General features: G+C 63.1%; 14 protein-coding genes. 12 read left to right on the top strand and 2 right to left on the bottom strand.

Going from position 1 to position 13,915, the window contains the following annotated elements:
• Nucleotides 1-309: 309 nt before the first annotated feature.
• From C6A77_RS11180 to C6A77_RS11190, 3 genes are read left to right on the top strand one after another with little or no spacing between them, the layout of a single operon-like run.
• On the top strand, nucleotides 310-969 hold the full coding sequence (locus C6A77_RS11180; protein WP_114169528.1) for a paraquat-inducible protein A: 660 nt from the start codon (nucleotides 310-312) through the stop codon (nucleotides 967-969).
• Complete coding sequence (locus C6A77_RS11185; protein WP_114169529.1) at nucleotides 956-1,579, top strand: paraquat-inducible protein A; 624 nt, start codon at nucleotides 956-958, stop codon at nucleotides 1,577-1,579. Before C6A77_RS11180 ends, C6A77_RS11185 begins: the two co-directional genes overlap by 14 nt.
• Complete coding sequence (locus C6A77_RS11190) at nucleotides 1,572-3,872, top strand: MlaD family protein (RefSeq protein WP_114169530.1); 2,301 nt, start codon at nucleotides 1,572-1,574, stop codon at nucleotides 3,870-3,872. Before C6A77_RS11185 ends, C6A77_RS11190 begins: the two co-directional genes overlap by 8 nt.
• A gap of 199 nt (nucleotides 3,873-4,071) precedes the next feature.
• On the opposite strand, the gene rpsT is transcribed toward C6A77_RS11190, so the two are convergent.
• A complete protein-coding gene (gene rpsT, locus C6A77_RS11195; protein WP_003247625.1) occupies nucleotides 4,072-4,350 on the bottom strand; it encodes a 30S ribosomal protein S20 in 279 nt (92 codons plus the stop codon).
• 250 nt (nucleotides 4,351-4,600) lie between these two features.
• Here rpsT and murJ point away from each other — a divergent pair, with 250 nt between their 5' ends.
• The 6 genes from murJ (at nucleotide 4,601) to ispH (ending at nucleotide 11,936) form a co-directional block, all read left to right on the top strand.
• A complete protein-coding gene (gene murJ, locus C6A77_RS11200; protein WP_114169531.1) occupies nucleotides 4,601-6,139 on the top strand; it encodes a murein biosynthesis integral membrane protein MurJ in 1,539 nt (512 codons plus the stop codon).
• A gap of 118 nt (nucleotides 6,140-6,257) precedes the next feature.
• Nucleotides 6,258-7,208 (top strand): bifunctional riboflavin kinase/FAD synthetase, encoded by a 951-nt coding sequence (gene ribF, locus C6A77_RS11205; protein ID WP_114169532.1) that lies wholly within the window; start codon nucleotides 6,258-6,260, stop codon nucleotides 7,206-7,208.
• The gene (gene ileS / locus C6A77_RS11210; protein WP_114169533.1) at nucleotides 7,205-10,036 is read left to right on the top strand and encodes an isoleucine--tRNA ligase; all 2,832 of its coding nucleotides are present in this window, start codon (nucleotides 7,205-7,207) and stop codon (nucleotides 10,034-10,036) included. Before ribF ends, ileS begins: the two co-directional genes overlap by 4 nt.
• Nucleotides 10,029-10,544 (top strand): signal peptidase II, encoded by a 516-nt coding sequence (lspA, locus tag C6A77_RS11215; protein ID WP_114169534.1) that lies wholly within the window; start codon nucleotides 10,029-10,031, stop codon nucleotides 10,542-10,544. The genes ileS and lspA overlap by 8 nt, the downstream gene beginning before the upstream one ends.
• A complete protein-coding gene (fkpB, locus tag C6A77_RS11220) occupies nucleotides 10,537-10,974 on the top strand; it encodes an FKBP-type peptidyl-prolyl cis-trans isomerase (protein ID WP_003258215.1) in 438 nt (145 codons plus the stop codon). Before lspA ends, fkpB begins: the two co-directional genes overlap by 8 nt.
• Nucleotides 10,975-10,988: 14 nt before the next feature.
• Nucleotides 10,989-11,936 carry a 4-hydroxy-3-methylbut-2-enyl diphosphate reductase gene (ispH, locus tag C6A77_RS11225; protein WP_114169535.1) on the top strand — a complete coding sequence of 316 codons (948 nt, stop codon included), beginning with the start codon at nucleotides 10,989-10,991 and terminating at the stop codon, nucleotides 11,934-11,936.
• Between the two features lie 98 nt (nucleotides 11,937-12,034).
• On the opposite strand, the gene C6A77_RS11230 is transcribed toward ispH, so the two are convergent.
• Nucleotides 12,035-12,526, bottom strand: coding sequence for a GspH/FimT family pseudopilin (locus C6A77_RS11230; protein ID WP_114169536.1), 492 nt, complete (start codon nucleotides 12,524-12,526; stop codon nucleotides 12,035-12,037).
• Between the two features lie 110 nt (nucleotides 12,527-12,636).
• Between C6A77_RS11230 and C6A77_RS11235 the strand changes: the two genes are divergently transcribed.
• Genes C6A77_RS11235 through C6A77_RS11245 form a run of 3 tightly spaced genes read left to right on the top strand, consistent with a single transcriptional unit; the run spans nucleotide 12,637 to nucleotide 13,915 of the window.
• The gene (locus C6A77_RS11235; protein ID WP_114169537.1) at nucleotides 12,637-12,819 is read left to right on the top strand and encodes a prepilin-type N-terminal cleavage/methylation domain-containing protein; all 183 of its coding nucleotides are present in this window, start codon (nucleotides 12,637-12,639) and stop codon (nucleotides 12,817-12,819) included.
• Entirely contained in the window at nucleotides 12,816-13,454 is a 639-nt protein-coding gene (locus C6A77_RS11240; RefSeq protein ID WP_114169538.1) for a prepilin-type N-terminal cleavage/methylation domain-containing protein, read from the top strand. Before C6A77_RS11235 ends, C6A77_RS11240 begins: the two co-directional genes overlap by 4 nt.
• Nucleotides 13,451-13,915 carry a hypothetical protein gene (locus tag C6A77_RS11245; protein ID WP_114169539.1) on the top strand — a complete coding sequence of 155 codons (465 nt, stop codon included), beginning with the start codon at nucleotides 13,451-13,453 and terminating at the stop codon, nucleotides 13,913-13,915. The genes C6A77_RS11240 and C6A77_RS11245 overlap by 4 nt, the downstream gene beginning before the upstream one ends.

The following is a 13,915-nucleotide window of genomic DNA, read 5'->3' on the forward strand; positions in this document are numbered from 1 at the left end:
TCGCCGATGGTAGTGTGGGGTTTCCCCATGTGAGAGTAGGTCATCGTCAAGATTCATTTCGCAAAACCCCTATCTGCACATGCAGGTAGGGGTTTTGTCTTTGTGCCGCAAAAAAGCAGCCCCCTGTGGGAGCGGGCAAGCCCGCGAAGCAGACGACGCGGTGCATGGCACCGGCTGCGCCGGTGTTCGCGGCCACGGCCGCTCCCACAGGGACCACGCCAGCAACCCTGTCAGTCTGACCGGTGATCTCCTCCCACAATTCGAGCCAGAACACTAGAATAGGCCCACGCACCTATCCAGAAGCGCTATATGCCCAATCCTGTCGAACCTGAAACCCTGGCCCGCCTGCCGCTGGACCAGCTTGTCGCCTGTCATGAGTGCGACTTGCTGCTGCGCAAGCCGGTGCTGCAGCACGATGAAAAAGCCCAATGCCCGCGTTGCGGCTACGAGCTCTACGCCCATCGGCACAATGTGGTCAACCGCAGCCTGGCCTTGGTACTCACCGCCCTGCTGCTGTTTGTGCCGGCCAATTTCCTGCCGATCATGCAGCTGCACCTGCTCGGCCAGACATCGGACGATACTGTCTGGAGCGGCGTGGTGGGCCTGTACAACTCGGAAATGCGCGGTGTGGCGGTGGTGGTGTTCCTGTGCAGCATGGCCATCCCTCTGGCGAAGCTGCTTTGCCAGTTGGCCGTGCTGTTGAGCATCCGCCTGAACGTTGGGCGCAACTTTGGCCTGCTGTTCTACCGCATCTATCACCACTTGCGTGACTGGGGGATGCTCGAGGTCTATTTCATGGGCGTGCTGGTGGCCATCGTCAAGCTGGTTGACCTTGCCGAGCTGACCATAGGCCTGGGGCTGTTCTGTTTCATCAGCCTGTTATTGGTCCAGGTGTGGCTCGAAGTGGTGATGTCACCGCATCAGATCTGGAGTGCGCTATCGGGGGAGGACCTGCATGCGGGCGATTGATGCGGGCATTCTTGTCTGCAACGAATGTCACGAGCTGAACAGGCGGCAGCCAGGCAGCGCGTCACAAACCTGTACACGCTGCGGTGCGATCGTGCATGCCCGGCGGCCGAACAGCATCGCGCGCACCTGGGCGCTGCTGATTGCCGCCTCGATCCTGTACATCCCGGCCAACCTGCTGCCGATCATGACCGTGAGCACGCTGGGCCAGGGTAGCCCCGACACGATCATGTCCGGCGTCATCACCTTGCTCAAGCACGGCATGTTACCCATTGCCGCCGTGGTGTTCATTGCCAGTATTCTGGTGCCCACCTTCAAGCTGGTGGGCATCGGCTTGCTGCTGTACTCGGTTCAGCGCCGGCAGCCACTCTCGGCGCGGCAACGCATATTGATGTACCGCTTCATCGAATTCATTGGGCGCTGGTCCATGCTCGATATCTTCGTTATCGCCATCCTCGTGGCGGTGGTGAATTTCGGTCGAATAGCCAGTGTCGAAGCCAACCTGGGCGCTGTCGCCTTTGCAACTGTGGTGATCCTGACGATGCTTGCTGCTTTAACTTTCGATCCGCGACTGATCTGGGATAACACGGAGTCGGATGACGACCATGAGTGACCTGCCAACGGCTAAAACCCGCCCAGCCTCGAACTGGTCGGCCATCTGGATTTTGCCTTTGATCGCCTTGATGATCGGCGGCTGGCTTGCCTGGCAGGCCTACCGTGATGCCGGGGTGGAAATTGAAGTCCGCTTCGAGTCGGGCGAGGGTATCGTCGCCAACAAGACCGAAGTGATCTACAAAGGCATGCCGGTAGGCAAGGTCAAAAGCCTGGTGCTCGATGCCAAGGGTGATAACCAGGGGGTTATCGCCACCATCGAAATGAACAAGGCCGCCGAGCCGCACCTGACCAAAGGTACGCGCTTCTGGCTGGTAAAGCCGAGTGTCAGCCTGGCAGGTATTTCCGGCCTGGAAACACTGGTGTCAGGGAACTACATCGCCGTCAGCCCGGGGGAGGGGGAGCGGACCAAGCGCTTTACCGCCCTGAAGGTAGCGCCACCGCTGTCGGACACCGAGCCAGGCCTGCACCTGACCCTGAAGGCTGAGCGGCTGGGTTCGCTCAACCGTGACAGCCCGGTGTTCTACAAGCAGATCCAGGTGGGCCGTGTTAAAAGCTACCGGCTGTCCGAAGACCAGAGCACCGTCGAGATCAAGGTCTTCATCGAGCCGGGCTATGCCAGCCTGGTGCGTAAACACACGCGTTTCTGGAACGCCAGCGGCGTCAGCATCGATGCCTCGTTGTCCGGCGTGAAAGTGCGTAGCGAGTCGCTGTCGAGCATTGTCGCCGGTGGTATCGCCTTTGCCACCCCGGAACACCGCAAGGACAGCCCGCCGACCGACTCGAGCCTGCCGTTCCGCCTGTACGAGGACTTCGACGCCGCCCAGGCTGGTATCCGGGTAAAGGTGAAGCTCAGCGATTATGAAGGCCTGCAGGCTGGCCGTACGCCGGTCATGTACAAGGGCATTCAGGTAGGTTCGCTGAAGACCCTGAAGATGGAAGACAACCTGGCCAGCGCATCGGCCGAGCTTACGCTGGACCCGTTGGCCGAGGATTATCTGGTCGAGGGCACGCAGTTCTGGGTGGTCAAGCCCTCGATTTCCCTGGCGGGTATCACCGGCCTGGAAGCGCTGGTCAAAGGTAACTACATCGCCATTCGTCCCGGTGACAAGGGCGCGCGCCCCGAGCGTGAGTTCGAAGCTCGCGCCAAGGCGCCGCCGCTCGACCTCAAGGCACCAGGCCTGCACATGGTGTTGTTCGCTGACACCCTGGGCTCGCTGGAAGTCGGTAGCCCGGTGATGTACCGCCAGGTGAAAGTGGGTAGCGTGCAGAGCTACCAGTTCGCCCGTAACAGCAACCGCATCCTGATCGGTGTGCACATCGAAAAGGAGTACGAAAAACTGGTCAACGGTTCGTCGCGCTTCTGGAACGTCAGTGGTATCACCCTGACCGGCGGCCTGTCGGGCATCAAGATCAAGAGTGAGTCGCTGCAGACGCTGATGGCGGGTGGCATCGCATTCGATACGCCGCGGCCTGATGTGCCGCTCAAGCGACATATTCCGCGCTTCCGCCTGCATGACAGCCAGGAGGCGGTCAACCGTGCCGGTACCTTGATCACCATCCGCGTGGAGCGCGCCGATGGCCTGAAGCCGGGCACGGCGATTCGTTTCCGCGGCCTGGATGTGGGCAGTGTCGAAAGCGTCGACCTGACCGATGACCTGCAGGCGGTGCTGCTGCGGGCACGCATTACCGAAGCGGCGGACCGTATCGCGCGTGCCGGTACGCAGTTCTGGGTGGTCAAGCCAGCCTTTGGCCTGGTACGTACCCAGAACCTCGACACCCTGGTGGGTGGGCAGTATCTGGAAGTGCAGCCAGCGACCAAGGACCGTGGCCCGCAGCGCGATTTCATCGCCCTGGCCGATGCCCCGCAGGTGGCCGGGCCGGAAGTCGGCCTGCCGTTGACGCTCAGCGCCCCACGCCGTGGCTCGATCAAGCCGGGTGTGCCGGTGACTTACCGTGAGGTTGCTGTGGGCAAGGTGACGGGCTTTGAATTGGGCCAGAGCGCTGACCGTGTGCTGATCCATATTCTGATCGAGCCGCGCTATGCGGCGTTGGTGCGCAGCGGCAGTCGCTTCTGGAACAGCAGTGGCTTCGGTTTCGACTGGGGGCTGCTCAAAGGGGCAACGGTGCGCACCGAGTCGGTGGAGACCCTGATCGACGGCGGTATCGCCTTCGCCACGCCAGATGGCGAGCAGATGGGTAACCCGGCACGGCCGCAGCAGACCTTTGCCCTGTTCGACCAGGCCGAGGATGAATGGCTGCAGTGGGCGCCGAAGATTCAGCTAGCCCAGTAAGATTGCAGAGGGGGCCGCTTTGCGGCCCATCGCCGGCAAGCCAGCTCCCACACCGACCGCATTGGCTTCAAGCCAGGCGCTATCCCTGTAGGAGCCTGGCTTGCCAGCGATGAGCCAGATCAGCCTATCCCTGATAAGCCATCAAATCGCAGGCAACAAAAAGCCGACCCTAGGGTCGGCTTTTCGACTAGCGCGTCGCTTAGGCAGCTGCAGCTTCTTTCAGCGCCTTGATGTGGCCATTCAGACGGCCTTTGTGACGAGCAGCCTTGTTCTTGTGGATGATGCCCTTGTCGGCCATGCGGTCGATTACAGGCACAGCCAGAACGTAAGCGGCTTGCGCTTTTTCAGCGTCTTTTGCGTCAATGGCTTTAACTACATTCTTGATGTAGGTGCGGACCATGGAACGCAGGCTGGCGTTGTGGCTGCGACGCTTCTCAGCCTGTTTTGCACGTTTCTTGGCGGAAGGTGTGTTGGCCACCGTCGAGCTCCTCGAAAGACTTTAGGTAAATAGCAAACAAAATAGGCCGCGAATCATGCCGATCAGTCGAGCGGATGTCAAGGCCACCTGCAAGGTTCCGCCGAGCGGTGCGCCAACAGGAGGGAAAGATTCCTTTCTGCTGCGCGACCTGTAAACTCGGGAATTTTTGGCTCCCCTGCGAAGGCGCGGGAGTATCGCACATTCGGACGCTGTCTGGCAGCGTCCTCTGCCCTTGGCGTGAATCTTTTCGATGAACCTGCTCAAATCCCTGGCTGCGGTAAGCTCGATCACCATGATTTCGCGGGTGCTGGGCTTTGTCCGCGACACTATCCTGGCGCGTATTTTCGGTGCCGGCATCGCCACCGATGCCTTCTTCATCGCCTTCAAACTGCCCAACCTGCTGCGGCGCATCTTCGCCGAAGGTGCATTTTCCCAGGCCTTCGTGCCGATTCTGGCCGAATACAAGGCCCAGCAAGGCGAGGAGGCGACCCGCACCTTCATTGCCTACGTCAGCGGCCTGCTGACCCTGGCCCTCGCCCTGGTGACCGCCATTGGCATCCTGGCCGCGCCATGGGTGGTGTGGGCCACTGCGCCAGGCTTTGTCGACAACGCCGAAAAATATCAGCTGACCACCGATCTGCTGCGGGTCACCTTTCCTTATATATTGCTGATCTCGCTCTCGTCCCTGGTCGGGGCGATCCTCAATACCTGGAACCGTTTCTCGGTTCCGGCCTTCACCCCGACCCTGCTGAACGTGGCCATGATCGCCTTCGCGGTGCTGCTGACGCCGTACTTCGACCCGCCGATCATGGCCCTGGCCTGGGGCGTGCTGGCCGGTGGCCTGGCGCAGTTGCTGTACCAGCTGCCGGCGCTGAAGAAGATCGGCATGCTCGTGCTGCCGCGCGTAAACCTGCGCGATGCTGGCGTGTGGCGGGTGCTCAAGCAGATGCTGCCGGCGATTCTCGGGGTCTCGGTGAGCCAGATTTCGCTGATCATCAACACCATCTTCGCCTCCTTCCTGGTGGCAGGCTCGGTGTCGTGGATGTACTACGCCGACCGCCTCATGGAGCTGCCATCCGGCGTGCTGGGCGTGGCCCTGGGCACCATTCTGCTGCCGACCCTGGCCAAGACCTACGCCAACAAGGACCGCGAGGAGTACTCACGGATTCTCGACTGGGGGCTGCGCCTGTGCTTCCTGCTGGTATTGCCCTGCACCCTGGCCCTGGCGCTGCTCGCCGAGCCGCTGACCGTGGCGCTGTTCCAGTACGGCAAGTTCACCGCCACCGATGCGGCCATGACCCAGCGGGCGCTGATCGCCTATTCCGTGGGCTTGCTGGCGATCATCCTGGTCAAGGTACTGGCACCCGGCTTCTATGCGCAGCAGAATATCCGTACGCCGGTGAAGATCGCGGTCTTCACCCTGGTCTGCACCCAGCTGTTCAACCTGGCCCTGATCGGCCCGCTGGCGCATGCCGGCCTGGCCCTGGCGATCAGCCTGGGGGCCTGCCTGAACGCTGGCCTGTTGTACTGGAAGCTGCGCAGCCAGCAACTGTTCCAGCCGCAGCCGGGCTGGGCGCTGTTCCTGCTCAAGCTGGTGCTGGCGGTGGGGCTGATGTCGGCGGTGTTGCTCGCTGGCATGCACTACCTGCCGGCCTGGGAGCAGGGCGCCATGCTCGAGCGCCTGCTGCGCCTGGGGGCGCTGGTAGTGGCGGGCGTGGTGACCTATTTCGGCTGCCTGTACCTGTGCGGCTTCCGGCCTCGGCATTTCGCCCGCAAGGCCTTGCACTGAGGCCGCGGGCGGGTCAGGCGTCGGTTTTTCGCATTCCACGCCGCGCTTGGGCGCTGTTGCCTGTCACCGGCGCCCGGGTGTGGTTATAATCGGCCACTTTATGAGCAAGAAGCGCGTTATGCAGCTGGTTCGAGGTCTTCACAACCTGCGCCCCGAGCACCGGGGCTGTGTCGCCACCATTGGCAACTTCGACGGGGTTCACCGCGGCCACCAGGCAATCCTGGCGCGCCTGCGCGAGCGCGGCCAGGCCTTGGGCCTGCCGACCTGCGTGGTGATCTTCGAGCCACAACCACGCGAGTATTTCGCCCCCGACACCGCCCCGGCCCGCCTGGCGCGCCTGCGCGACAAGATCGAGCTGCTGGCGGGCGAAGGCATCGACCGGGTGCTGTGCCTGGCATTCAACCAGCGCCTGAGTAAGCTCGGCGCCGATGCCTTCGTCAAGGCCATCCTGGTCGACGGCCTGGGGGTACGCCACCTCGAAGTGGGCGATGACTTCCGCTTCGGTTGCGACCGTGCCGGTGACTTCGCCTTCCTGATCGAGGCCGGCAAGCAGTACGGCTTCACGGTCGAAGCTGCCAACACGGTGATCCAGGACGGCCTGCGGGTCAGCAGCACCGAAGTGCGCAAAGCCCTGTCCGAAGGCAACTTCGAGCTGGCCGAGCACCTGCTGGGCCGCCCGTATCGCATCACTGGCCGTGTGCTGCATGGCCAGAAGCTGGCCCGCCAGCTCGGCACACCGACTGCCAACATCCAGCTCAAGCGCCGCCGCGTGCCGTTGTCCGGGGTCTACCTGGCCAGTATCGAGATCGACGGCAAGGCCTGGCCGGGTGTCGGCAATATCGGCGTGCGCCCCACCGTTGCCGGTGACGGGCGCCCGCACCTGGAGATTCATCTGCTGGACTATGCCGGCGACCTGTATGGCCGGCGCCTGACGGTGGAGTTCCACCACAAGCTGCGTGAAGAGCAGCGATTCGCCTCCCTGGAGGCGCTGAAGTCGGCGATCGATGCGGATATCGCCGCCGCACGTGCACATTGGCACGCTCAACCGTTAACGAAGAGCCTGAAATGACCGACTACAAAGCCACGCTTAACCTTCCGGACACCGCCTTCCCCATGAAGGCCGGCCTGCCTCAGCGCGAACCGCAGATCCTGCAGCGCTGGGACAGCATTGGCCTGTACCAGAAGCTGCGCGAAATTGGCAAGGATCGTCCCAAGTTCGTCCTGCACGACGGCCCGCCCTATGCCAATGGCAAGATTCACATCGGTCATGCGCTGAACAAGATCCTCAAGGACATGATCGTCCGTTCCAAGACCCTGTCTGGCTTCGACGCGCCGTACGTGCCGGGCTGGGACTGCCATGGCCTGCCGATCGAGCACAAGGTCGAGGTCACTCACGGCAAGCACCTGTCCGCTGACCGCACCCGTGAGCTGTGCCGCGAATATGCCGCCGAGCAGATCGAAGGGCAGAAGACCGAGTTCATCCGCCTGGGCGTGCTGGGTGACTGGGACAACCCGTACAAGACCATGAACTTCGCCAACGAGGCCGGCGAAATCCGCGCCCTGGCCGAAATGGTCAAGCAAGGCTTCGTGTTCAAGGGCCTGAAGCCGGTGAACTGGTGCTTCGATTGCGGTTCGGCGCTGGCCGAGGCCGAGGTCGAGTACGCCGACAAGAAGTCGCAGACCATCGACGTCGCCTTCCCGGTCGCAGACGAGGCCAGGCTGGCCGCCGCCTTTGGCCTGGCTTCGCTGGCCAAGCCAGCCGCCATCGTGATCTGGACCACCACCCCGTGGACCATCCCGGCCAACCAGGCGCTGAACATCCACCCGGAGTTCAAGTACGCCCTGGTCGATACCGGCGAGCGCCTGCTGGTGCTGGCCGAAGAGCTGGTCGAGTCGTGCCTGAAGCGCTACGACCTGGAAGGCTCGGTGATCGCCACCGCCCAGGGCTCGGCACTGGAACTGATCAACTTCCGCCACCCGTTCTACGATCGCCTGTCGCCGGTCTACCTGGCCGACTATGTCGAACTGGGCGCCGGTACCGGCGTGGTGCATTCCTCGCCAGCCTACGGTGAAGACGACTTCGTCACCTGCAAGCGCTACGGCATGGTCAACGACGACATCCTCACCCCGGTGCAGAGCAACGGCGTGTACGTCGATTCGCTGCCATTCTTCGGCGGCCAGTTCATCTGGAAGGCCAACCCGGCCATCGTCGAGAAGCTCGGCGAAGTCGGTGCGCTGATGCACACCGAAACCATCAGCCACAGCTACATGCACTGCTGGCGCCACAAGACCCCGCTGATCTACCGCGCCACCGCGCAGTGGTTCGTCGGCATGGACAAGCAGCCGAGCACCGGCGAGCCGCTGCGTGAACGCGCGCTGAAAGCCATCGAAGACACCAAGTTCGTCCCGGCCTGGGGCCAGGCGCGCCTGCATTCGATGATCGCCAACCGCCCGGACTGGTGCATCTCGCGTCAACGCAACTGGGGCGTGCCGATCCCGTTCTTCCTGCACAAGCAGACCGGTGAACTGCACCCGCGCACCGTCGAGCTGATGGACGCCGTGGCCAAACGCGTCGAGAAGGAAGGCATCGAAGCCTGGTTCAAGCTGGACGCCGCCGAACTGCTGGGCGCCGAAGCCGAGCAGTACGACAAGATCACCGACACCCTCGATGTCTGGTTCGACTCGGGTACCACCCACTGGCACGTACTGCGTGGCTCGCACGACATCGGCCACGCCACCGGCCCGCGTGCCGACCTGTACCTGGAAGGTTCCGACCAGCACCGCGGCTGGTTCCACTCGTCGTTGCTGACCGGTTGCGCCATCGACGGCCACGCGCCGTACCGCGAGCTGCTGACCCACGGCTTCACCGTGGACGAGAACGGTCGCAAGATGTCCAAGTCGCTGGGCAACACGATCGAGCCGGAAAAGGTCAACAATACCCTGGGCGCCGACATCCTGCGCCTATGGGTAGCGGCTACCGACTACTCCGGTGAAATGGCCGTTTCCGAGCAGATCCTGCAGCGCAGCGCCGACGCCTACCGGCGTATCCGCAATACCGCGCGCTTCCTGCTGTCCAACCTGTCCGGCTTCGACCCGGCGCGCGATCTGCTGGCCCCGCAAGACATGCTTGCGCTGGACCGCTGGGCGGTGGACCGCACCCTGCTGCTGCAACGCGAACTGGAAGAGCACTACAGCGAGTACCGTTTCTGGAACGTCTACTCCAAGGTGCACAACTTCTGCGTGCAGGAGCTGGGCGGCTTCTACCTCGACATCATCAAGGACCGCCAGTACACCACCGGCGCCAACAGTGTCGCGCGCCGCTCCTGCCAGACTGCGCTGTACCACATCAGCGAGGCGCTGGTGCGCTGGATCGCGCCGATCCTGGCGTTCACCGCTGACGAAATCTGGCAGTACCTGCCGGGCGAGCGCAACGAGTCGGTCATGCTCAACGGCTGGTACCAGGGCTTGAGCGAACTGCCGGAAGGCACCGAGCTGGACCGCGCCTATTGGGACCGCGTGATGGCCGTGAAGGCATCGGTCAACAAGGAGCTGGAAAACCAGCGTACCGCCAAGGTCATCGGCGGCAACCTGCAGGCCGAAGTCACCCTGTATGCCGACGAAGGCCTGAGCGCTGACCTGGGCAAGCTGGGCGACGAACTGCGCTTCGTGTTGATCACCTCGGCGGCCAGCGTGGTGCCGTTCGTGCAGGCCCCGGCCGAAGCCGTGGCCACCGAAGTCGAAGGCCTCAAGCTGCAAGTGGTCAAGTCCGGCCACGCCAAGTGCGGCCGTTGCTGGCACTTCCGCGCTGACGTCGGCAGCCACCCGGAGCACCCGGAAATCTGCGGCCGTTGCGTCGACAACCTGAGCGGCTCTGGCGAGGTGCGTCACTATGCCTAACCCTGTAGCGGGGCGCTTCGGGCGCCTTGCATGGCTTTGGCTGAGCCTGGTGGTGCTGGTCCTCGACCAGGCCACCAAGCTGTATTTCAACAACGCCCTGACCATGTACCAGCAGATCGTGGTCATCCCTGACTACTTCAGCTGGACCCTGGCTTACAACACCGGCGCGGCGTTCAGCTTCCTGGCGGACAGCTCCGGCTGGCAGCGCTGGCTGTTCGCCCTGATCGCCGTGGTGGTCAGTGCCGTGCTGGTGGTGTGGCTCAAGCGCCTGGGGCGCAACGAGACCTGGCTGGCCGTGGCGCTGGCGCTGGTGCTGGGCGGTGCGATCGGCAACCTGTACGACCGTGTCGTGCTCGGCCATGTGGTCGACTTCATCCTGGTGCACTGGCAGAACCGCCATTACTTCCCGGCCTTCAACCTGGCCGACAGCGCCATCACCGTTGGTGCGGTGATGCTGGCGCTGGATATGTTCAAGAGCAAGAAGTCCGAGGATCCGGTCCATGACTGACACCCGTATCGGCCAGAACACCGAAGTCACCCTGCACTTCGCGCTGCACCTGGAAAACGGCGACACCGTCGACAGCACCTTCGACAAAGCCCCGGCCACCTTCAAGGTCGGCGATGGCAACCTGCTGCCTGGCTTCGAGAACGCGCTGTTCGGCTTCAAGGGCGGTGACAAGCGCACCGTCGTGGTGGCCCCGGAGAACGCCTTCGGCCAGCCCAACCCGCAGAACGTGCAAGTCATGCCGCGGTCGCAGTTCGAGGGCATGGAGTTGTCCGAAGGGCTGCTGATCATCTTCAACGACGCCGCCAACACCGAGCTGCCGGGTGTGGTCAAAGCGTTCGATGACGACCAGGTGACCATCGACTTCAATCACCCACTGGCTGGCAAGACCCTGACCTTCGAGGTGGAGATCCTCGAGGTGAAGGCCCTGTAAGCCTGGAGCCGAGCATGCAAATCAAACTCGCCAACCCTCGCGGCTTCTGCGCCGGGGTCGATCGGGCGATCGAGATCGTCAACCGTGCGCTGGAAGTCTTCGGCCCGCCGATCTATGTGCGTCACGAAGTGGTGCACAACAAGTTCGTGGTGGAAGACCTACGCAACCGTGGCGCGGTCTTCGTCGAAGAACTGGACCAGGTGCCAGACGATGTCATCGTCATCTTCAGTGCCCACGGTGTTTCCCAGGCCGTGCGCCAGGAAGCCGCTGGCCGTGGCCTGAAAGTGTTCGACGCCACCTGCCCGCTGGTGACCAAGGTGCATATCGAAGTGGCCAAGTACAGCCGCGACGGCCGTGAGTGCATTCTCATCGGCCACGAAGGGCACCCGGAAGTCGAAGGCACCATGGGCCAGTACGACGCCAGCAATGGTGGCGCCATCTACCTCGTCGAAGACGAAGAGGATGTTGCCAACCTGCAGGTGAAAGACCCGGATCACCTGGCTTTCGTCACCCAGACCACGTTGTCGATGGACGACACCAGCCGCGTCATCGACGCGCTGCGGGCGCGCTTCCCGAACATCGGCGGCCCGCGCAAGGACGACATCTGCTACGCCACGCAAAACCGCCAGGATGCGGTCAAGCAGCTGGCGGACGAATGCGATGTGGTGCTGGTGGTTGGCAGCCCGAACAGCTCCAACTCCAACCGCTTGCGCGAACTGGCCGAGCGTATGGGCACCCCGGCGTACCTGATCGATGGTGCCGAAGACCTGCAACGTGGCTGGTTCGACCAGGCGGCGCGAATTGGCATCACCGCCGGTGCTTCGGCCCCCGAAGTGCTGGTGCGTGGCGTGATCGAGCAGCTCAAGGCCTGGGGCGCCACCGGCGCTGAAGAGCTGGATGGGCGAGAAGAGAACATCACCTTCTCCATGCCCAAAGAGCTGCGGGTTCGGTCGCTGATCTGAACCCGCCCGCTCCCACATGAAATTGCACAGGGCTATGGCTCACGCAGTACCTGTGGGAGCTGGCTTGCCGGCGATAGGGCCGGCACAGCCAACCGAGGCTAAGAGGCCGCACACCGGGTGCTGTTGCGCTCCTCTGTAAGCAAGCTGACTTTCCCGCTCGGCGCCAGCACTACTTGATATCGGCTGGTAGCAGATGCGCGGTCGCAAACCAGCAGCGTCGTCCCCAGCCAGTTGCTACCCAGCAGCATGGGCTCCCCCAGCGCACTGAACTTGAACCGGGCACCGCGATTGCTGGTGATTTTCAGGGGCCGTGCAAGGCGCTGCTCACGCAGCACCTGCTGATTGTGCTCCAGCACCACCTGCCAACCATTCCCCCAGTCGCCCTCCAGCGCCTGCACCAGCACCGGCTGGCCCTGCAACAAGGCATGACTGCGCGCACTGCGCAGTGCCTGCGCCAGGTCACGGGCTGCCGCCGCCCTGTGCAGGTCATCGCTCAACCTGGCGTAGGCCGGCATGCCGAGCTGTGTCAGCAACATCGCCACGGCCAAGGCCGACAACATTTGTATCAGTGTTACGCCTCGTTGCTTCACCGTGCATTTCTCCCAAGGAAGTGCTTGGCTATAGCTTCACGGACGTTGGACATGCGTTCCAGTCGCCGGGGTTCAAGGCAATTGCAGGAAAAGTCGCAGGAGGTGCAGGGATGCACGCAAGGCAACGGGGCATGACGCTCCTTGAGGTGTTATTGGCGGTAGCGGTCGTGGCCGTGGGCATGTTCGCTGCGGCGGCCCTGCAGCTACAGGCTTTGCAGGCTACACAGGACGCGCGCCGCAACGGGCAGGCGGCGATGGCGGCGCACAGTGAGCAAGAAAGGCGGCGCTCATGAGTCGCGTTCAGCGTGGTTTTGGCTTGCTTGAGCTGATGCTGGCATTGGCTATCGGGTTGATGCTGCTGGCCGCAGTCAGCCAGCTTTTTGTTTCAAGCCACCAGACCTGGCGCGTGCAGGGGGCGGCAACGCGTATGCACGAAGATGCCCGCCTCGCGCTGCTGCGCATCGCCCAGGATATCCGCATGGCCGGGATGTTCGGCTGCCTGCGCCTTCAGCCTGACGATTTCCAGGACCCCGCCGACCAGCAGGTCTTCGCCCGGCCATTGGTGGTCGGCACGGCAAGCCTGAGCCTGGTGGTAGCCGAGTTGCCCGGGCATGCCGGCGACCCGGAGTGGACCTTGTTGACAGACTGTACTAAAGAGGCCCGGGTGTACAAGGGCTGGGTACCGGGCAGCAAAAACCTTACGGCTGTCCCCATCAGCCAGCATCTTTATGTGCTGAAAAACAACAAGCTGTTCTTCAACCGTAGTGGTATCAACCGGGCGCTGGTCGAGCATGTGCGAGCCTTGCAGGTGGTGCATGTGCCAGGCGAACGGGTTGATTTGCAGCTGACATTGTATGAGCCGACATTGCAGCTGGAGCAGCATCACGCACTGAGCGTGGCACTGCGCAACCGGGTACCCGCCTCATGAACCGCCAGCGTGGTGTGGTCCTGTTGCTGGCCTTGGTCCTGAGCCTGCTGTTGGGCCTGCTAGCAGCGTCCGCCTTGCGCGCTGCGCTGATGGAAACGCGGATGACCGGCTACCTGAGCGAAGGCTTGCTGGCGCTGGAGCAGGCCGAGGCCACATTGCTGGTGGGGGCGGGCGAGCTCGAGCGGGCGCCTCCTGAACAGTGTGACGGTTGCCTGCCGCCCAGCCGCCCGCATGAACTGGCCGGGCAATGGCAGCGCACGCCAACCGGCTACTTCCAGCTGCAGAACCTTGGCACCAGCGAACGCGTTGCGCATATGCCGGAACGCCAGCTGGTCACCCTGTACCGGGTCACCGCGGTCAGCCTGCAGGCGCAGGCACGGCATGTGCTGGAAGCTGTCTACGCGGTGGCCGACGACAGCCCCCGGCGCATCACCTGGCGGCAAAGATTGCGAGGAGACTGA

This window comes from Pseudomonas sp. AFG_SD02_1510_Pfu_092 (assembly GCF_003331055.1).
Taxonomy (GTDB): domain Bacteria; phylum Pseudomonadota; class Gammaproteobacteria; order Pseudomonadales; family Pseudomonadaceae; genus Aquipseudomonas.